The sequence below is a fragment of the Paenarthrobacter sp. AB444 genome (assembly GCF_028736865.1).
Classification (GTDB): Bacteria; Actinomycetota; Actinomycetes; order Actinomycetales; family Micrococcaceae; genus Arthrobacter; species Arthrobacter nicotinovorans_B.
The window spans coordinates 1-18,496 of sequence record NZ_JAQZBY010000020.1 but is presented as its reverse complement, the minus strand read 5'-3'; the positions used below and the strand labels follow the sequence as shown (position 1 = coordinate 18,496).

16 protein-coding genes and 1 pseudogene are annotated in these 18,496 nt (G+C 63.3%); 11 read left to right on the top strand and 6 right to left on the bottom strand.

The genetic code is table 11. The features are described from left to right. Nucleotides 1-14: 14 nt before the first annotated feature. The 3 genes from PQ627_RS19045 to PQ627_RS19035 all read right to left on the bottom strand — a co-directional run bounded on the left by PQ627_RS19045 (nt 15) and on the right by PQ627_RS19035 (nt 2,942). Nucleotides 15-818: a LamB/YcsF family protein gene (locus PQ627_RS19045; protein WP_274262915.1), complete on the bottom strand. Its 804-nt coding sequence runs from the start codon at nt 816-818 to the stop codon at nt 15-17. A 93-nt stretch (nt 819-911) separates the two neighbouring features. After that, nucleotides 912-2,261 (bottom strand): MFS transporter, encoded by a 1,350-nt coding sequence (locus tag PQ627_RS19040; RefSeq protein ID WP_274262914.1) that lies wholly within the window; start codon nt 2,259-2,261, stop codon nt 912-914. 48 nt (nt 2,262-2,309) lie between these two features. Next, the gene (locus tag PQ627_RS19035) at nt 2,310-2,942 is read right to left on the bottom strand and encodes an RraA family protein (protein ID WP_274262913.1); all 633 of its coding nucleotides are present in this window, start codon (nt 2,940-2,942) and stop codon (nt 2,310-2,312) included. A gap of 315 nt (nt 2,943-3,257) precedes the next feature. Here PQ627_RS19035 and PQ627_RS19030 point away from each other — a divergent pair, with 315 nt between their 5' ends. From PQ627_RS19030 to PQ627_RS18990, 9 genes are all read left to right on the top strand, one after another. Beyond that, entirely contained in the window at nt 3,258-4,841 is a 1,584-nt protein-coding gene (locus tag PQ627_RS19030; protein WP_274262912.1) for an ABC transporter substrate-binding protein, read from the top strand. 14 nt (nt 4,842-4,855) lie between these two features. Beyond that, nucleotides 4,856-5,902: an ABC transporter permease gene (locus PQ627_RS19025; RefSeq protein ID WP_274262911.1), complete on the top strand. Its 1,047-nt coding sequence runs from the start codon at nt 4,856-4,858 to the stop codon at nt 5,900-5,902. Continuing rightward, nucleotides 5,895-7,670 carry a dipeptide/oligopeptide/nickel ABC transporter permease/ATP-binding protein gene (locus PQ627_RS19020; protein ID WP_274262910.1) on the top strand — a complete coding sequence of 592 codons (1,776 nt, stop codon included), beginning with the start codon at nt 5,895-5,897 and terminating at the stop codon, nt 7,668-7,670. The genes PQ627_RS19025 and PQ627_RS19020 overlap by 8 nt, the downstream gene beginning before the upstream one ends. After that, nucleotides 7,667-8,470, top strand: coding sequence for an ABC transporter ATP-binding protein (locus PQ627_RS19015; RefSeq protein ID WP_274262909.1), 804 nt, complete (start codon nt 7,667-7,669; stop codon nt 8,468-8,470). The genes PQ627_RS19020 and PQ627_RS19015 overlap by 4 nt, the downstream gene beginning before the upstream one ends. 163 nt (nt 8,471-8,633) lie before the next feature. Continuing rightward, a complete protein-coding gene (locus PQ627_RS19010) occupies nt 8,634-10,094 on the top strand; it encodes an MFS transporter (RefSeq protein WP_274262908.1) in 1,461 nt (486 codons plus the stop codon). A 10-nt stretch (nt 10,095-10,104) separates the two neighbouring features. Next, entirely contained in the window at nt 10,105-10,977 is an 873-nt protein-coding gene (locus PQ627_RS19005) for an SMP-30/gluconolactonase/LRE family protein (protein ID WP_274262907.1), read from the top strand. Between the two features lie 97 nt (nt 10,978-11,074). After that, nucleotides 11,075-11,308: a DUF6480 family protein gene (locus PQ627_RS19000; RefSeq protein WP_144663359.1), complete on the top strand. Its 234-nt coding sequence runs from the start codon at nt 11,075-11,077 to the stop codon at nt 11,306-11,308. Nucleotides 11,309-11,364: 56 nt separating this feature from the next. Further along, the gene (locus PQ627_RS18995; RefSeq protein WP_274262906.1) at nt 11,365-12,294 is read left to right on the top strand and encodes an NADP-dependent oxidoreductase; all 930 of its coding nucleotides are present in this window, start codon (nt 11,365-11,367) and stop codon (nt 12,292-12,294) included. 178 nt (nt 12,295-12,472) lie between these two features. Further along, on the top strand, nt 12,473-14,071 hold the full coding sequence (locus PQ627_RS18990; protein ID WP_274262905.1) for an ABC-F family ATP-binding cassette domain-containing protein: 1,599 nt from the start codon (nt 12,473-12,475) through the stop codon (nt 14,069-14,071). A gap of 95 nt (nt 14,072-14,166) precedes the next feature. Here the strand turns inward: PQ627_RS18990 and PQ627_RS18985 are convergent, their stop codons facing one another. After that, nucleotides 14,167-15,000, bottom strand: coding sequence for an alpha/beta fold hydrolase (locus PQ627_RS18985; RefSeq protein WP_274262904.1), 834 nt, complete (start codon nt 14,998-15,000; stop codon nt 14,167-14,169). A 96-nt stretch (nt 15,001-15,096) separates the two neighbouring features. On the opposite strand from PQ627_RS18985, the gene PQ627_RS18980 reads away from it, so the two are divergent. Both PQ627_RS18980 and PQ627_RS18975 read left to right on the top strand, forming a co-directional pair. Continuing rightward, the gene (locus PQ627_RS18980) at nt 15,097-15,663 is read left to right on the top strand and encodes a TetR/AcrR family transcriptional regulator (protein WP_274262903.1); all 567 of its coding nucleotides are present in this window, start codon (nt 15,097-15,099) and stop codon (nt 15,661-15,663) included. A 30-nt stretch (nt 15,664-15,693) separates the two neighbouring features. Continuing rightward, nucleotides 15,694-16,827 carry an App1 family protein gene (locus PQ627_RS18975; protein ID WP_274262902.1) on the top strand — a complete coding sequence of 378 codons (1,134 nt, stop codon included), beginning with the start codon at nt 15,694-15,696 and terminating at the stop codon, nt 16,825-16,827. A 27-nt stretch (nt 16,828-16,854) separates the two neighbouring features. On the opposite strand, the gene PQ627_RS18970 is transcribed toward PQ627_RS18975, so the two are convergent. Continuing rightward, nucleotides 16,855-17,760 carry a hypothetical protein gene (locus PQ627_RS18970; protein ID WP_274262938.1) on the bottom strand — a complete coding sequence of 302 codons (906 nt, stop codon included), beginning with the start codon at nt 17,758-17,760 and terminating at the stop codon, nt 16,855-16,857. A 152-nt stretch (nt 17,761-17,912) separates the two neighbouring features. After that, nucleotides 17,913-18,038: pseudogene (locus tag PQ627_RS18965) on the bottom strand (hypothetical protein); the annotation flags it as partial. Nucleotides 18,039-18,496: the final 458 nt, after the last annotated feature.

The following is an 18,496-nucleotide window of genomic DNA, read 5'->3' as shown; positions in this document are numbered from 1 at the left end:
GTTGGTGGGGTGGGTCAGACGGTGGCGAGCCTGGCCTTCTCGGCCAGCACTTCCTGCAGTCCTGTGGCCTTCACTCCGGCCTTGTCCAAGGCGGCGCGCAGGGCCGTGCCGTTCTCCAGGACCTGCGGGTGGTCGCCGTGGAGGAGGACGACGTCGGCGTCGTGGCCGAGCGGGACAACCTTGCCGGTGACGGCGCGGACAGTGCCTTCGGTGACCACCTGGACCACGCGGCGGCCGATCTCTTCGGGATCGTGGAGAAGTGCGCCTTCGGTGTTGCGGGAGACCGGCATGCCGTCCTCGCCGTAGCCGCGATCTGCCAGGAACACGTAGCCGACTTCGAGGCCGCGCTTGCGTGACTCTTCAGCGAGCAGGCCGTTCTGGCAGATCACGATATAGGACGGATCGTAGGCCTTGATGGCGTCGGTGATGGCCCGGGCGTGCTTGGCGTCGGTCTGGGCGATGCTTCCCATACGGCCGTGCGGTGCCACATGGCTGATCTTGCCGCCGTGGATGCGGGCAAAGGCATCCAGTGCGCCGATCTGGTAGAGCACATCAGTGCGGATTTCCTCTTCGCTGGCCTCGATCAGGCGGCGGCCGAATCCAACCAGATCGGGGTAACCGGGGTGTGCGCCGAGTTCGATGCCGCGTTCAACGCAGGCTTTGACCGTGGCGTCCATGACGCGGGGGTCCCCGGCGTGGAAGCCGCAGGCGATGTTGGAGGCAGTGACCAGGCCCAGCAGGGCGTCGTCATCGCCGATGGTGTAGTTGCCGTAGCTTTCGCCGAGGTCTGCGACGACGGCGACTGAGTTGATGCCCAAGGTGACTCCCTATGGTTCTTGTTGTAGTGCTTTATGGTCCAACGACGGCGGCCTGGCAGCAATGGCGGCAGGCCGCCGTCGTACCGGGTTTTGTTAGTGGGTGGCCAGCGGTTGGCCCTTGGTTTCCTTCAGGAAGTAGACCGAAACCAGTGTGATGAGGGCGGTGCCGATCGAGGCGTAGGCCGGGACCATGCTGTTGCCGGTGGCCTTGATGATCTCGGTCATGACCAACGGGGCGCTGCCGCCGAAGATGATGGTGCTCAGGCTGAAGCCGATGCTGTAGGCGCTGTACCGGACGGTGGTGGGGAACATTTCCGTCAGGACCGTGTGCACCACGGCTGCGTGACCGGAGAAGGCGATGGCCATGACCACGGTGGCGATGCAGGCCATGAGCATGTTGCCCGTGGTGATCATGGCGAACATCGGGTAGGACACCACGGCCATGAGGACCGCGGAAAGGGCCAGGACGGGCTTGCGGCCGATCCGGTCGGACAAGCGGGCCATCAGCGGGATGGCGATGATGATGGCCACCAGGCTGAAGGCCGTCACCGTCAGCGCCTGAAGCATCGTGAAGTTGTTGCCGGAGCCCAGCTGCGTCTTCAGGTAGGTCGGCATGTAGGCGAAAAGCAGGTAGTAGCCGGGGCCGTTGACTGCCGGGAGGAAGATGGTCAGGGCGATCGCCTTCAGGTGGCGCTTGGACGTGAAAACGGCGCGTAGCGGGTTGCGCTCTACCTCGTTCCGTTCGCGGAGTGCTTCGAAGTGCGGGGTGTCTTCCATCTTGGAGCGGATGTAGTAGCCCACGTAGCCCAGGGGCACGGCGAAGAGGAACGGGATGCGCCAGGCCCAGGATTCCATGGTGGAGTCGCCCAGCGTGGTGATGAGGACTGCGGAGAATCCGCTGCCGAAGAGCAAGGCGCAGAAGGAACCCACGGCGATGAAGCTCATGGAGAAGTTGCGGTGCTTGTTGTGGGCGTATTCACCCACGAAGGCCATGGCACCGGCCACTTCCCCGCCTGCGGAGAAGCCCTGCAGGATGCGCAGCAGGATCAACAAGGCCGGCGCGGCCCAGCCGATCACCGAGGAGGACGGGATGAGGCCGATGCAGGCCGTGGCCCCGGAGATCAGGAGCAGGAGCATGGACAGCAGGTTCTTGCGTCCGAGCTTGTCGCCAAGGTAGCCGCAAATGACGCTTCCGAACGGGCGGGCCAGGAAGCTGACCAGGAACCCCACGTTGGTAAGCAGCAGGGACCCGATGTCCTTGGAGCCCATGATGTTGATGGCAAGGTACGTGGTCAGAAGCCCGTAAATGCCGTAGTCGTACCACTCCACGAAGGAGCCCATGGTGCCGGCAATAGTAGCCTTGCGCACCATCTTGCCGTCAGCCGTGACGACCTTTACTTGTGCGGTGTTCAGATCCACTGATTCCGTCGATGAACTAGACATTGGTGGTTCTCTCAGTTTAGGTCCCGCTGTTGGGGAGGGGAGAAGGGGTTAGCTGTATTCGCGGGTGATCTCGGCGGTCATTTCGGCCTCGTGGACCGCGACTGCCTTGACCAGCTCCAGGATTTCCGCGGCGCGGGCCTGGGGGATGATGACGACGCCGTCATCGTCTGCGGCGACGATGTCACCGGCGGAGCAAACAATGCCGCCGATGGCCACGGGTTCGCCGATGACGCCAGGACCGTTCTTGAAGGGGCCGGCGGGGGTTGTGCCGCGTGCGAAGACCGGGAACTTGATCTCGGTGATGGTTGCTCGGTCGCGGATGTAACCGTCGATGATGGCACCGGTTGCGCCGGCGGCTTCGAAGCGCTGGGAGAGCTGTTCACCAACCAGTGCACGGTGCTCATGGCCGAAGCCGTTGATCACCACTACATCGCCGGGTTCGATGTAGTTGAGGGATTCGATGACTGCGGCGTTATCGCCTGCTGCCCCGAGGACGGTCAAGGCTGAACCTACGCATTTGGCGCCGGCCCAGACGGGGTTGATGTTGCCGTCCACCAGGCCGAGCCGTTCCATGGCATCGCCGATGTTGGCCACGGGGAAAGCCTCGAAAGCGCGGACCAGTTCCCGCGGCGGTCGGGTCCACTGAGCCTTGCGGACAGTGAGCTCAAGAGTCGTTGCCATGTGTTCCACCTTTGGTTGGTCCGGTTTCGGATGCGCTGGCAAGGTTGAGACGCCAATCACATATGAGAAAAGTTTCGCGTTTTTTTCTTCACCCGTCAAGCCCTCGATGTTTCGGCCGTGTAAAAGGTTGGTGCACTCGGGCGGTCCTTGTGGGCGACCTCACAAAAAAGCGTTGACTTCATTCCGGTGATGTGTGAATCTCTTCTCATTCGCGAAAGTTATCGCACTTCACATCCTTCGGTCCCAGCCGGCCAACGGTGCACCGCATCCGCCGTGGAAAGCGCCCCCCGAAGGCGAGCAGGAGGTTTACCCCCTATGCAAGGACGTTCCACTTTCATGGCCGCCGCGGCATCCGTCACGGCTGCCGCTTTTCTCCTGACCGGTTGCACTACCGGCGGCCAGGCCGCCGCTGGAAACGCCAGCGGCGGGGCCATGTCCACGGACACCATCAGGACCGCCCTCAATGCCGACCCCACTACCTTCAATGCTGCAAAGGCGAACGCCAAAGACGACTACGAGGTGGCCCGCTTCCTGTATGACACCGTTGTCAGGCGGGACGCGGACGGCAAATTCATCGGTGGGCTCGCCAGCGAATGGAAGTCCACCGCAACGAACGCCACGCTGACCATCCGGAAAGACGCCACCTGCGCGGACGGCACACTCATCACGCCAACCATCGTGGCCAAGTCCCTCAGCTACTTCGCAGACCCGGCCACCAAGAACAACTTCGGCAAGCTCGTGTTCGGTCCGGGGCAGCCCACCATCACCGGTGACGACGCCGCCGGAACCGTGGACATCAAGCTTGCCCAACCCTGGTCCGAACTCATTGGCGGATTGACCCTTGCCCAGACCGGCATTATCTGCCCGGCCGGTCTTGCCGACCTCGATGGCCTGGCGAAGGGCGCCGTGAAGGGTGCCTTCTCCGGCCCCTACACGCTGACCAAAGCCAGCCACGGCGTCAGTTACGACATGACGCTCCGCGAGGACTACAAAGCCTGGCCGCAATACTCCAAGCCCCTGGAAGGAACCCCGGCCAAGACGGTCCGCTTCTTCCCCGGCGTCAACAAGACCACGGTGGCCAACCAGCTCCTTACCGGTGAAATGGATGTCTCGGACATCGCTCCGGCCGACGTCCAGCGCTTCGAGGGCAACAAGGACTACACCGTAACCTCTGTCCCTTTCGCCGGGATCTTCCTGCTCTTCAACCAACGCCCCGGCAGCCCCTTCACTGACCCGGCGCTCCGCAAAGCCGTGGCCCAGCTGATGAACCAGCAGGCCTTCAACGCCGCCGCCTACGCAGGAAAGGGCATCACCTACAACTCGATCGTCGCCCCGACCGTGCCATGTGTCCTGCCGGACAACTCCAGCCTCACCAAGGAAGACGCAGCAGCAGCCAAGGCAGTGCTCGCCGGCAAGACCTTCAAAATGGTGGGAACCACCAGCATCGGCCCGAACGGTGCAGGCAGCACCTACGTCCAGGAAGCACTCCGCGCTGCCGGTGCAACAGTGGATCTCCAGCTCGTGGACAACGGAACCTGGGCCACCATGACCCAGACCAAGCCCGAAACGTGGGACCTGACAGTCCAAGGCGACGCCAACTTCGTAGGCACCGTGGCCGCCTCCCTGACCCGCATTGCCGGTGTTCCCACGGAAAAGGGCGGACGCAACATCGGTGGCGGCGAAAATGCGGACATTCTCGCCGACATTGCCACCGCCCAGGCAGCCACTGACGAATCAGCCCGCTGCGACGCGTACACCAAGGCACAAAAGAGCATCCTCAACGACAACGACATTGTTCCCTTCGTCGGCGAACCGCAGATCGTCGCCCAGCGCTCCGGATTCTCCATCCAGGCACCGTCCGGAATCGTCGACTACGCCACCATGCGAATCACCAAGTAGGCAAAGGCTTCACGATGACTGAACCAACCATGCTCTCCAAGGAAGTACAGATCCTTGAGAGCCAAACCCCGGGGGCCGCCAAAGGCCCCCGGGGCCGGGCCCTGAGCCTCTCGCCCTGGGCAGACTACGCCCTTCGCCGCGCCGGCGGTGTCCTTCTCTCGGTCGCCTTGCTCGTCGTCGTGACCTTCTTCATGGTGCCGCTCATCCCGGGTGACCCGGCAGTGGCTGTAGCCGGCGCGGACGCCACCACCGAGCAAATCGAGGCCATCCGCAACAGCCTCGGCCTCAACGATCCCCTCCACCTCCAGTTCATCAACTACGTCGGCGGCCTGTTCACCGGAGACCTTGGCGAGTCCTTCGCCTACAGCACCTCGGTCTCCCAGATCATCGCCACCAAGCTCCCTTTCACAGCCGAGATCGCTTTGCTGGGAATCATCCTGGTGCTCGTGGTCTCCGTTCCTGCCGGCATGCTGGTAGGCATCCTGACCCGCGGAGGCCGGAAGAAGTGGCTGGATGTCTCGTTCGGCGTGCTCACCGGCTTCTTCCAAGCCGTTCCGCAATACGTCGTATCCACCATGCTGGTGGTGGTCTTCGCCATCATCCTCAAGGTCCTCCCCGCAGCCGGAGCGGCATCACTGAGCTCGCTGATCCTTCCCGTGATCGGCCTGTCCATCGCCCCGATCTGCTCCATCGCCCGCGTCGTGCGCCGCGAAACGTCCACCGTCCTTGAACAGGACTACCTGCGTACCGGCCGCGGCTGGCGCTTGCCGGCCTTGCGTCTCTACGCCCGGCACGCGCTGCCCAACCTCCTGACCACCGCGCTCACCCTCGCCGGGCTCATCCTGGCAGGCATGCTCGGCGGGGCAATCATCGTCGAAAACGTCTTCAACTGGCCTGGACTGGGCCGGGAAATCGTCACCGCTATCGTGAACAAGGACTACCCCGTGATCCAAGGCATCATCCTGGTGCTCGGCTTCCTGGCCATCGTGCTGAACCTGCTGGTCGACGTCATCCTCGGCCTCATCGACCCCCGTACGCTCGGAGGAAAATCAAATGGCTGAGACAGCCCGTCCCCGCCGCCGGTTCCGCTGGACCCCCGGCCTGATCGTCGGCATCGCCTTGATGTCCGTCATGGTCCTCACTGCACTGATTGCACCGTTGTTCCTCACCGAAGCCGCGGAGAAACTCACCCCGCAAGCATCACAGGGCCCAAGCGCCGAGCACTGGCTTGGCACCGACGACTTCGGCCGGGACGTCCTGGCCCGTTCACTGGTAGCTGCCCGGCTCACGCTGCTCATGACGGCGGCAACCACCGCCATTGCCGTTATTGCCGGCATCGCCATCGGCACCGCCGTCTGGCTCGCCCCGCGTCCCATCCGCACGGCCGTCCTGCGAATCATCGAAGCTGCAGTTGCCTATCCGAGCCTCATCTTCTCGCTGTTGATCGCCGCCATCCTGGGGCAAGGCACCTGGTCCGCCGTACTGGCGATTTCCATTGCCAGCATCCCGGCATTCGCCCGTCTGACAGCCAATATGGCCGCATCGATCTCGCAACGCAACTATGTGTCGACGGCCCGGTTGCTGGGAGTTTCCGGACCGCACATCATCACCCGGCACCTGCTGCCCAACATGGCCGAACCGCTCCTGGTCCTCACGGCCACCGTGTTCGCCACCACCCTCATCGACCTCTCCAGCCTGTCCTTCATCGGTCTAGGCGTGCAGAACCCCGAGTACGACTTCGGCCGGCTCCTCAACGAGGCGCTGGTCAACATCTACTCACAACCCCTGCAAGCCGTGATGCCGTCCATCATGATCACCATCACCGGGCTGTCCGCCATGCTCATCGGTGACGGACTCGCCGCAGCAACGGACCCACGCGGCGGACGCAAATTCGGCAGCCTCCGGAAGGCATCGGAGGTTCCGGCCTCCTTGCGCGCCGACGCCGAAGCACTCGTCGAGGTGGACAACCTCACTGTCACTACGCCGTCGGGAGTTCCACTGGTCAAGGGCGTATCGCTCAGCATCCGCGCCGGGGAAGTGGTGGGGCTCGTAGGTGAATCCGGTTCCGGTAAATCGCTGACAGCCATGTCCATAGCCGGCCTCCTCCCCGAAGAACTCGGAGTGAACGCCAAGACCATGCGCTTGGGCGAGCTCAACCTGCTCAAGAAAAACAACCCGCGCGAACTGGCAACCTCGATCGGGCTCGTCTACCAGGACCCCGGAACCAGCTTCAACCCGGCCCTGCGCATCGGTTCCCAGCTGACCGAAGTCAGCCGCGTCCACCTGGGCCAGTCCCGACAGACCGCTTTCGGCCGCATGGTCAAAGCCCTCGCCGACATCCGGATCACCCAACCGGAGAAACGCATGAAACAACACCCGCACGAGCTGTCCGGCGGCATGCTCCAGCGGGCGATGATCGCATCCACCCTGGTCACCGATCCCCGCCTGATCATCGCGGACGAACCCACCACCGCCCTGGATGTCACCGTTCAGGCCGACGTACTCCGGCAGTTCCGCACCATCAACCGCGAGATGGGCACCGCCATGCTGTTCATCTCCCACGACATCGGCGTCGTCCAAGCGCTATGCGACAAGGTCATCGTCATGAACGGCGGCAAGATCCTCGAACGCCTCACCGGTGAAGAACTCGCAGCCGGCAAGGTCAAACACCCCTACACCAAAGCCCTGCTCGCCGCGACGCCCTCCATTGCCGAACGCAAAGCCGAGCTGGTCACAGTGCAGGCTTCGGACTTTTCCATGGATGAAGTTTTTGACGACGATTCGACCGCCGACCGCGGTACGACCAGGACCGAGGAAACAGCCAAATGAGCACAGTTCTTGAATTGACCGATGTCCGTGTCACGTTTGGCTCCGGCCGCTCCGCCGCCACCGTGTTGAAGGGCGTCAACGCGAGCATCCAGGCCGGAAAAACCCTCGGCATCGTAGGCGAATCGGGATCCGGAAAGTCCACCATGGCCAAGGCGATCGTCGGCCTGGTGAAACCCAGCAGCGGGCTGATTTCCTTCGAGGGCAGGGATATTTTGAAGATGTCCGGGGCCGAACGGCGGCGCATGCGCCGCATGGTGCAAATGGTTCCCCAGGATCCCTACTCCTCACTGAACCCCCGGCGGACCATCGGCCAGACCCTCGCCGAAGCCATCGACCCCCTGCGGGCCAACCCCAAAGAACACCGGGAAAAGATCTCCTACTGGCTGTCCACAATCCGCTTGGACCCCGAAGTCGCAGAGCGCTACCCTCACGAGTTCTCCGGCGGACAACGGCAACGCATCGCCATCGCCCGGGCCCTGGCAGTACAGCCCAAGCTCATCATCGCCGACGAAATTACCTCCGCCCTGGACCTCTCCGTCCAAGCCGAAATCCTCAACCTGATCGGCAGACTCCGGAAGGAACTCGACCTGACCATGGCCTTCATCTCCCACGACCTCGACGTGGTGCACCATGTCAGCGACGACATCCTCGTCCTCTACCACGGCGAGGTCGTCGAATCAGGAGACGTCGACGCCGTCTACGGCAACCCACAACACCCCTACACCCGCCGCCTCATTGACTCCGTACCCGGCGGGCCAGGATTCGACATCGGGCCGAGAAGACTGCCAGCCAAAGCCTGAACGAAGAGGCATGCTCCTCCAGATCGCCGCAACGGACTTACCCCAGCCACCCGCCGTCGTTCTCTTCCGCCTCCCGGGACTAATTCCGCCACCCGTACCGTTACCCCCTGTGGGGCTTGCCCCGGGAACGAACGTAACGAGCTGACGACGGGGAACGAGACATATGACTACAGAAACTGCCGACGGCGTTGGGTTCCGTTCCAAGCGTGGCCCCATCCTCATTGCCCTGATGCTGTCCACGGGCCTGGTGGCGATCGATTCAACCATCGTTGCAACGGCCGTGCCATCCATCGTTGAGGACATCGGCGGTTTCAGTTCGTTCCCGTGGCTCTTCTCGGCGTACCTGTTGGCACAAGCCGTGTCGGTCCCCATCTACGCCAAGCTCTCGGACATGCTGGGACGCAAGCCGCTCATCCTGAGCGGAATTGGCCTGTTCCTGTTGGGTTCCATCCTGTGTGGGCTGGCGTGGAGCATGCCCGCGCTTATTGCTTTCCGTGTGCTCCAGGGCCTGGGCGCCGGAGCGGTGCAGCCGGTGTCCATCACCATCGCCGGCGACATCTACACCCTTGCCGAACGCGCCAAGGTGCAGGGCTACTTGGCCAGCGTGTGGGCCATTTCCTCCGTGGTGGGGCCAACCCTGGGTGGTGTTTTTGCGTCCTTGGGGATCTGGCGGTGGATCTTCCTGATCAACATTCCGCTGTGCTTCCTGGCCGGTTGGATGCTGGTGCGTACCTTCCACGAAAACGTCGAGCGCGCCAAGCACCGGATCGATTACCTGGGAGCGTCCCTGTTGACGGTCTCCCTGAGCCTGCTGATTCTCGGAGCGCTTGAAGGCGGCCAAGCCTGGGCCTGGAACTCGCCCGTGAGCATCGCCGTTTTCGCAGTGGGTGCATTGTTGTTCGGTGCTTTCGTGCTTGCCGAGCGCAGGGCTGCGGAGCCGATTTTGCCGGCGTGGGTGGTCTCGCGGCGGCTCCTGGCAACCACTGCTTTGATCTCCTTCGGCGTCGGTGCAGTGATGCTGGGCCTGACCTCGTACGTCCCAACCTTCCTTGAAGGAGCGCTGAAGACGTCTCCTATTCTTGCGGGCCTTGCCTTGGCGGCCCTGACCTTGGGCTGGCCGATCAGCGCCTCCCAGGCTGGCCGGTTCTACCTCCGGATCGGGTTCAAGCGGACGGCCTTGATCGGGATCTCCATTTCGGTGGCCGGCGCGGCGGTGTTGGCGTTCACGGCTTCGTCGCCCAACGTCGTCTGGGTGGCGTTGTCTTGCTTCGTTGTGGGTTTGGGCTTGGGGCTGGTTGCCACTCCCAGCCTCATCGCTGCCCAGTCGAGCGTGGAATGGAACGAGCGCGGTGTAGTGACGGGAACCAACCTCTTCGCCCGGTCGATCGGCAGCGCACTGGGCGTGGCGGTTTTCGGCGCGATCGCCAACGCCATCTACGCCGGCGGCCCGGGTGGTGGTGCCGATCCGCAAACCACGGTGAACGCTTCCGGCGCGGTGTTCCTGGCGGTGCTTGTCAGCGCCGTGCTCACGGTGGTGGCGGTGATCGCCATGCCTGGTGCGCAGCGGGCAGACGCCAACACACCAGCCGACGCAAAGGCCACCTCGGGGGCTGTGGACGACTAGTCTCGAACGCATGGATGAACTGATCACCGGCACCTTGGAAAAGCTCTTCGAAGGCACAATATGGGCCGAGGGGCCGGTCTGGATTCCGGAATCGCAAACGGTTCGCTGGAGCGACATACCCAACAACCGCATCCTGGAGTTCAATCCCTCCACAGGCGCCACGCGCGAGTACGCCACCGCCGTCGAGTACACCAACGGCCGCACGCTCGACCACGACGGGAGCGTGGTGCAGTGCAGCCACGGCCGCCGACGCGTCGAGCGGGATCACGACGGCGATGTCACGCCTATCGTCGACTCGTTCGGTGAGCATCGCCTCAACTCGCCCAACGACGTGGTGGTCGCCGGCGATGGCACGGTGTGGTTCACCGACCCTCCTTACGGCATCCTTCCCGGCACGGTGGAAGGCCACGAGGGAGAGCAGGAATACGGTGGCTGCTACGTCTTCCGGCTTGACCCCTCCACCGGGGAGCTGAGGCCGGTGATCACTGACCTGGTCCATCCCAATGGCTTGGCTTTTTCCCCGGACGAATCGCTGCTGTACGTATCGGACACGGCCGGTCCTTCGCATGGCGTCCCGTTGCGGATGGCCGTGTATCCGGTGAAGGACGGCGTGTGCGGCTCCGGAACCACCTTCGTGGAACTCGAGGGTGACAGGGCCTCGGACGGTTTCCGGGTTGATGTTGAGGGCCGGGTGTGGACTTCGGCGGGTGCGTCCGTGCGGGTTTACGCGCCCGACGGCGGTCTGCTGGCCGCCGTCGAACTTCCGGAAAGAGTTTCGAATCTTTGTTTCGGCGGCCCCGATGGCCGTGACCTCTACATCACGGCGACGACATCGCTGTACCGACTGCGGACGGCGACGCGGGACGCCGTGTGGGCGCGCTGACAGGAGCATCCCCGAATTTGTAAGGCTGCTGTGGTTCTGGCCCGTGGTTCGCTACGCTGGATCAAAGGCGTCACCACTGCTACCCAGGGGAGTGAACGTGTCAGGACCCAATCCGGACCCGTACGAGGACAAGATCACAGGACTGGAACCAGGCGGGGGAGTGCCTCCGGGTGAAACCCCGCCAGGCGAATCATCCACGGCCGGACCGCAGGGCCACGACGAGGGCGGGCCGCGTAAGGGCAGCCAGGTTGTTTGGATGGCGATCATCGGCGTCTTCGTCTTGCTGTCCATGCTCTACTTCATCGGGTACATCGTGGGCTTCTTCGACTAAGGCAGCAGATAGTCAGGCACAGGAATAGCCGGGCGCAACTGGAAGTTGGCACTCACATGAAGGCGATAACTTACAGCAAGTACGGAAACCCGGATGTCCTGGAAATCACCGAGCAGCCGATGCCCAAGGTCGGCCCCGGCATGGTGCTGGTCAAGGTCAAGACCGCATCAGTGAATCCGGTGGATTGGAAGATCATGGCGGGGTACCTTGACCCGCTCATGGACATCCAGTTCCCGGCAATTCCTGGCTGGGATGTTGCCGGGGTGGTGGAGTCGGTGGGTATTGACGCTCCGCACTTCCAGCCCGGCGATGAGGTGATCGCCTACGGCCGCAAGGACTTCGTCCACGGTGGCAGCTTCGCCGAGTACATTGCCTTGCCCGAACGGCTCCTGGCCCGCAAGCCAGAGAGCCTGAACTGGAACGAATCCGCTGGCCTGCCACTTGCCGGGTTGACTGCCTTCCAGGTCCTGAGGCGATTGGAACTCGCCGCCGGGGAGACCGTGCTGATCCACGGCGGTTCCGGTGGTGTCGGCTCACTCGGCATCCAGATCGCGAAGGCCCTCGGTGCGGAAGTCATTGCGACTGCTTCGGAGAAGAACCATGGCTTCCTTCGGTCGCTGGGCGCCGAACCCGTTGCGTACGGTGAAGGGCTGGCGGGCCGGGTGCGGGAACTCCGCCCGGATGGTGTCGACGTCGTTGCGGACTTCGTGGGCGGCAACCTCTCAACAACCCTTGAGGTGCTGAAGGAGAATGGCCGGCATGCCTCCATTGCCGACAGCGATGTGGAAGAGCACGGAGGCACCTGGATGTGGGTCAACCCGATTGGGGCGGATCTGCAAGAGCTCGCCGATCTGGTGGATGAGCGGAAACTCCAGGTTGAGGTAGCTGAAACCTTCCCGCTGGCTGATGCGGCGGACGCGTTCCGGCTCAACATGGATGGCCACACCCGTGGCAAGATCGTGGTCACTGTGGACGGGAACGCCTAGGCGACTTGCCTTCATGGACCGTTTTTGTGAGACTGAACTCCTCTGTTCCCCAGTGTTAGGCCGATGTTTTGACGGACATTCAAGGTTTCGCGACGCAAACCAAGCGCTGACACATCTTTGATGTCCTTTTGGGCCGGTGGCAGCGCATTCGCTGAAATCACTGGAGTCCTGAAGCATCATGCCTATTGCAAAAAACCCGTCCATTACCCTGACCGACGTCAACTTCCACTGGCCGGACGGCACCCCCGCACTCTCTGAAGTCTCTGGAACGTTTGGTACTGGCCTCACCGGCCTGGTGGGCGCCAATGGGGCCGGAAAATCGACGTTGCTCCGTCTCATTGCCGGGATCCTCACACCGGCCAGTGGCCTCATCACGATCAACGGAGATGTCGGCTACCTTCCGCAGACCCTGACGCTCGCCACGGGTTCCACCGTGGCGGACTTGCTTGGCATCGGCCCGAAGGTAAAGGCCTTGAAGGCCATCGAATCCGGGGACGTGTCGTTGGAGAACTTCGAAGTGCTCGGTGACGACTGGGACATTGAGGCACGCGCCGATGAGGCCTTGCGCCACATCGGACTGTCGTCAGCTGACCTGGACCGGAGCGTCGGCGAAATCTCGGGCGGCGAGGCCATGCTGGTTGCCATCGCGGGACTGAGGCTCCAACGGGCAGCGATCACGCTCCTGGATGAGCCCACGAACAATCTGGACCGCGAAGCACGGGCCAAGCTGTCCGGCCTTTTGTCCGGCTGGCCGGGCACGCTGGTGGTGGTCAGCCATGACCTCGCATTGTTGGAGCTGATGGACAACACAGCTGAACTGCACGGGGGAGAGCTCAGGGTCTTCGGCGGCCCTTACAGCGCATGGCGGTCCCACCTGGAGGAGGAGCAGGCCGCTGCAGTGCAGGCTGCCCAGGCAGCGAAACAGGCGGTGAAGGTTGAGAAGCGTCAGCGGCAGGAAGCCGAAGCGAAGCTGGCAAAGCGGGCCCGGACGGGCCAGAGCAGCTACGACAACAAAAAGGGCTCCAAGATCCTCATGAACCAACGGGCCTCCGACGCCCAGGTGTCGGCCGGGAAGCTTCGTTCGGGTTCGGACAACAAAGTGGTCGCCGCCCAGGCGGCATTGGATGCGGCCTCCTCCCGGATCAGGGATGAGGAGCGCATCAGCGTGGATCTTCCTGATCCGGACGTTCCACGCAGCCGCCGGATAGCGGAATTGCGGGGAACCAACCGGGATTTCGTGATGGAAGGCCCTGAGCGGGTGGCCGTTATCGGTGCGAACGGGGTGGGAAAGACCACGCTGCTCGAACGCGTCGTTGCCGGTGACGACGGGCCAGCGGGTGGTCGTCTTCTCACAGAGCGGGCCGGCTACCTGCGCCAACGCCTTGATGGCCTGGACGAGGCCGCCACCACTCTGGAAAACGTGCAGGAGGCCGCCCCCAACGTTCCTGAGGGCGAGATCCGTAACCAGCTGGCACGCTTCCTGCTGCGTGGCGAGAGCGTCTATCGGCCGGTGCAAACACTCTCAGGCGGAGAACGGTTCAGGGTGTCTCTGGCCCGGCTCCTTTTCGCCGATCCACCGCCCCAGGTCCTGATTCTCGACGAGCCCACGAACAACCTCGACATCCAGAGCGTGGACCAGCTGGTGGTTGCGCTGAACTCCTACCGCGGCGCCGTAATTGTTGTCAGCCACGACGACGACTTCCTGGCCCGCCTCGACCTGGACCTCACTCTGCGCCTGGACCATGACGGTTCCCTCACCGAAGTGCGGTCGGCGTAAGCGGACATAAACGACGGCGACAGCCCACCTTTGGTTCCTTCCGGAACCGCCGGTGAGCTGCCGCCGTCGTTCTTTGATCAGTTGGCGCGCAAGCGCTACTTGGCCAGGAAGCCGAGCAGGATCTCGTTGACCTCAGCGCCGTGAGTCCAGAGGAAGCCGTGCGGTGCGTCCTCGATCTCCACGTATTCCGCAGAGGGAAGGCGCTTGGTGAATTCGCGGCCGGTGGAGTCGATGGGGAGGATGCGGTCGCCGGTTCCGTGGACGATCAGGGAGGGCACGGTGACCTTCTCGATGTCGGCGCGGAAGTCGGTCAGCCACGTGTCAACCACTGCGAACGACGCGTACCAGGACGAGCCCGCAGCGACGTTCCAGGAGTTGCGCAGTGCTTCTTCGCTGAGACGGTTTCCGAGGAAGTTGTCCGTGTTGTAGAAGTCCTTGTAGAAGTTGGTGAACCAGGCGTAGCGGTCCTCGATCGCGGCGTTGCGGATGCCGTCAAACACGGAGGACGGAACGCCCGTGGGGTTGTCATCGGTCTGGAGGAGGAAGGGTTCGAGGGAGGCCAGGAAGACGGCCTTGGCCACCCGGGCCTCGCCGTAGGTGCCGATGTAGCGCCCGACTTCGCCGGTGCCCATGGAGAAGCCCACCAGGATGGCATCCTGCAGGTCGAGGGTTTCCAGGACTGTGTTGAGGTCCGCTGCGAACGTGTCGTAGTCGTAGCCGGTGGTGGTCTTGCTGGATTTGCCGAAGCCGCGACGGTCGTAGGTGATGACGCGGTAGCCGGCGTTGAGGAGGGCGGCGGTCTGCTTCTCCCAGGAAGCGCCGTCAAGGGGATAGCCGTGGATCAGGACGACGGGCTGGCCTGTGCCGTGGTCCTCGTAGTAGAGCTCGATGTCCGTGGTGTTTTCAGTTCCGACTTTGATGAAGCCCATGATTCTGTTTCCCTTTTCTCGAAGTAGAGAACGATCGTTCTCTCTCTAGGACAAATACTATAGAACGATCGTTCTCAATTCAAGTACTATTGACCCATGGATATTTCCGAGGTTCGTCAACGCATCGTCGCGACAGCCGATGGACTCTACAACGCCAAAGGCATCCAGTCCGTGGGCATGGATGAATTGCGGACGGCCGCCGGTGTCTCCTTGAAGAAGCTGTACCAGGAGTTCCCCTCCAAGAGCAGCATCGTGATGGCCGTGCTGGAGCGCCGCCACGAGTCCTGGACCCAGGGGCTGGACGCAACGGTGCGCCAGGCTGCTTATCCGCGGGCCAAGCTGCTGGCCATATTCGACTACCTCGCCGGCTGGTTCTGCCAGGACTCGTTCCGCGGCTGCGGCTTCATCAACAGCTTCGCCGAGCTGGGCGCAGTCAGCCCTGAAGTGGCGGACTATGCGCGGAAGCACAAGGAATCCTTCCAGGAGTACGTCGCCGGGCTCGCCGCCGAAGCGGGCGCACCGCCGTATCTGGCACCGCAGCTTTCGATCCTGGCAGAGGGGGCGCAAACGACGGCGGCCATCGCCGGATCGCCCGAGGCCGCCGGACAAGCGCGCCAAGCCGCCGAAGTGCTGATTGATTCCGCTGTGGGTCGCGTTCCGTAACCTAAGTCCCGGCCATGGAAGACTGGAAACATGTCTTTTCGTCCCGCAAGGCCGCGCCCCATGTCCACTGCAGGCAGCAGCATCAGCTTGACACCGCCCCGCGAGCAAGCGCGCCACATCGCGATGAGGCTCGACGACGCGTGGCTGAGGCTGCAGACCCGCCTGGCCATCCGCCGTGGCCGGGTGGAAACCGTCATCCCGTACACCGGGTACGGCAGCACGTCCTGGGTGAGGGTCCTGGCCCGGGTGGTCCGAAGTGATCCCCGGGACGCTGCCGGTCACGCGAACCCCTTGCAGGAGAGCATGCGAGGCTGGCGGAACTTCACCAGCGCCCCTGTGGCACATGCGGCCGTGCAAGTCACCATCGCCGGCACCACCCATGACGTCGTGGCCGACCGTGGAGGCGTGGTGGACGCCCAGATCCCGGTGGCGCTGACGGCTGGATGGCACACCATTACCTTGAAATCCGGTGGCTCCAAAACGGTGGAGGCTCCCGTGGAAGTAGTGGCCGACGATGCCGACTTCGGAGTCGTGTCCGATATTGATGACACCGTGATGGTGACCGCTCTTCCGCGTCCCTTCTTGGCTGCCTGGAATACGTTCGTCCTCAACGAGCACGCCAGGACCCCAACGCCTGGCATGGCAGTCCTGTACGAACGGATTGCACGCACCGCTCCATCTGCCCCGGTCTTGTACCTCTCCACCGGTGCCTGGAATGTTGCTCCTACGCTGTCCCGCTTCCTGTCCCGCAACCTGTACCCGGCCGGTCCCAAGCTCCTGACAGACTGGGGACCAACGCCTGACCGCTGGTTCCGCAGCGGCCAGGAGCACAAGAGGACATCATTGGAACGCCTCGCTGAGGAATTCCCCAACATCAAATGGCTGCTTGTAGGTGATGACGGGCAGCATGACGAAGCCATCTACTCCGAATTCGCCCAGCGCCACCCCGAAAACGTCCGGGCCATCGCCATCCGCCAGCTCTCCGCCGGTGAAGCCGTCCTGGCAGGTGGCCGCTCCAAGTCCGGTGGACAGCCGACCCCCGGTGTTCCCTGGATCTACGCCCCCGATGGTGCCGGGATGTCCGCGCAGCTGGAGGAACTGGGCATCATCAGGAACGAGGTCCGCTCTGCCGATGACCCCGAGGAAGGCGACGTCCAGTCCTGATCCAGTTGCCGCCTTCCTGCCCAGCAGCTACGCGACGTCGATGAAGACCGGGTTCGCGTAGAACCAGGTGTCCGCCCACGGGTCAGCGTCGCCGAGGTTCAGGCCATGGCGAACGGGGCCGGCCGGATCCACGGACGCTCCGTAGTAGCCTGCGCCGTGGCGGTTGCCGTCGCTTCCGCGGAGGCGGAAGTAGCAGGATCCTTGGACGTCCTTGATGACGTGCTTGATGGTGAACGTTCCCGTGCGCCCGGATACATCGATCTGCTTCCAAACCGTCGTCCCCGGAGCCGTCATGGTGTCGCGGTCTGCTGCCGCGCCGGTGACGGCGCCACCAATGACGTCAACGTGCGCGAGTTTCGGGAGGATACCAGCGAAGTTGCGGTAGTCCGTCGTCGTAATGGTGATGGAAATTTCGACGTCGGCACCTCGCCTCACCTGCAGACGCGACCTCAAGGTGACGCCGTTGCGTCCGTTGCTGTTGGCGGCGCTGTTCCCGCGCACCTCGCGGACGCGGACATCGAGTCCCTGGAGGAGGTGACCGTGGTCAACCCACATGCGGCCGTTGCGCATCGCTTCCAAGACTCCAATGTAGGAGTGCTGGGTAACGCCGGTGTGGATGCGGCTGAACTGACCCGGCCAGTAGTCGCTGCCGCCCTGCTTTTCTCCGGTGTCGAACGGGTCCGGTCGCTTGCCGGTGACGGACCAGCGGTCGAATTCATTGGGCAGGCTGAGATAGGGCTCCACCGCCGGGTACGGCCCGGTCTTCCAGGTGTCCTTGACCGTGAGGTGGTTGTCGGAGTTGGAGGTGATCCAGAACGGCAGGCCTTCGGCGAGCATTGAATCCCATACGCCAGCCACCGTTGCCGTGGCCCAGTCAAAGCCGCCGTAGGGGCGGAAGGCATCTGCGGGGTACCCGGGGTTGGTTTCTCCCACTGGTTCAGCTTGCCGTCCCATACGAGTTCGAAGGTGCGCAGAAGGCTGACTTCGTTCGGGCCGGGGGCGACGACGACGGACGCATGTTCTGCACCGGGGATGTACCACTCGAGCCCTTGGAAGATCAGCATTCCGGGACGGGCCGCACGCTGCGCCTGGATTTCTTTGTTGGCGTTGACCGCGCCCCCGTTGTTGGCGTGGCCGAAGTTGCTGTGTTCCGTGAGCGCCAACCAATCCACGCCGTAGTTTTGGGCGGTGTCCAGCTGTTGCTTGATCATGTACTTCGTGTCGTGGCTGTACTGGGTGTGAACGTGGTGGTCACCGACCAGCCATTTCAGCTGGGGGTCGTTGCCGCCGGGGTTGGCCATGGCGGGCTTGGCCATCGCAGTTGAGGCGGCGGCGCCTGCGGCCAGGATGCCCGCCGACTGCAGGATGAGTCGTCGGCTCAACCCCATGGACTTCAACTCGGCATCTGCCAGCTCCACGCTCCGACTGTGCGTGGTTTGGGTGTGTTCTCCGGTGCACATTGCATCTTCCCTCTGTTGTTTCCGATCCCCCCCCAGCGGGATCACAGTAGGCAAGCGTGATGGCACGGAGGTTAACCGGGCAGGAACGCTTGGGGAGGGTTGCCGGCCGGTACCTTTACCCGCTCTTAAAAGGCCAACGGCCCCGATACGCCATCTGCATAAGCGTGTCGGGGCCGTTGGAGTTTATTCTCGCCGGGCCTGATCGGGCT

Bases quoted from the DNA above. Each gene is read 5' to 3' on its own strand.
- PQ627_RS19010 (WP_274262908.1), top strand. From the start codon at position 8,634: ATGACTACAGAAACTGCCGACGGCGTTGGGTTCCGTTCCAAGCGTGGC.
- PQ627_RS19015 (WP_274262909.1), top strand. From the start codon at position 7,667: ATGAGCACAGTTCTTGAATTGACCGATGTCCGTGTCACGTTTGGCTCC.
- PQ627_RS19020 (WP_274262910.1), top strand. From the start codon at position 5,895: ATGGCTGAGACAGCCCGTCCCCGCCGCCGGTTCCGCTGGACCCCCGGC.
- PQ627_RS19040 (WP_274262914.1), bottom strand. From the start codon at position 2,261: ATGTCTAGTTCATCGACGGAATCAGTGGATCTGAACACCGCACAAGTA.
- PQ627_RS19030 (WP_274262912.1), top strand. From the start codon at position 3,258: ATGCAAGGACGTTCCACTTTCATGGCCGCCGCGGCATCCGTCACGGCT.
- PQ627_RS19035 (WP_274262913.1), bottom strand. From the start codon at position 2,942: ATGGCAACGACTCTTGAGCTCACTGTCCGCAAGGCTCAGTGGACCCGA.
- PQ627_RS18990 (WP_274262905.1), top strand. From the start codon at position 12,473: ATGCCTATTGCAAAAAACCCGTCCATTACCCTGACCGACGTCAACTTC.
- PQ627_RS18985 (WP_274262904.1), bottom strand. From the start codon at position 15,000: ATGGGCTTCATCAAAGTCGGAACTGAAAACACCACGGACATCGAGCTC.
- PQ627_RS18975 (WP_274262902.1), top strand. From the start codon at position 15,694: ATGTCTTTTCGTCCCGCAAGGCCGCGCCCCATGTCCACTGCAGGCAGC.
- PQ627_RS19025 (WP_274262911.1), top strand. From the start codon at position 4,856: ATGACTGAACCAACCATGCTCTCCAAGGAAGTACAGATCCTTGAGAGC.
- PQ627_RS19005 (WP_274262907.1), top strand. From the start codon at position 10,105: ATGGATGAACTGATCACCGGCACCTTGGAAAAGCTCTTCGAAGGCACA.
- PQ627_RS18980 (WP_274262903.1), top strand. From the start codon at position 15,097: ATGGATATTTCCGAGGTTCGTCAACGCATCGTCGCGACAGCCGATGGA.
- PQ627_RS18995 (WP_274262906.1), top strand. From the start codon at position 11,365: ATGAAGGCGATAACTTACAGCAAGTACGGAAACCCGGATGTCCTGGAA.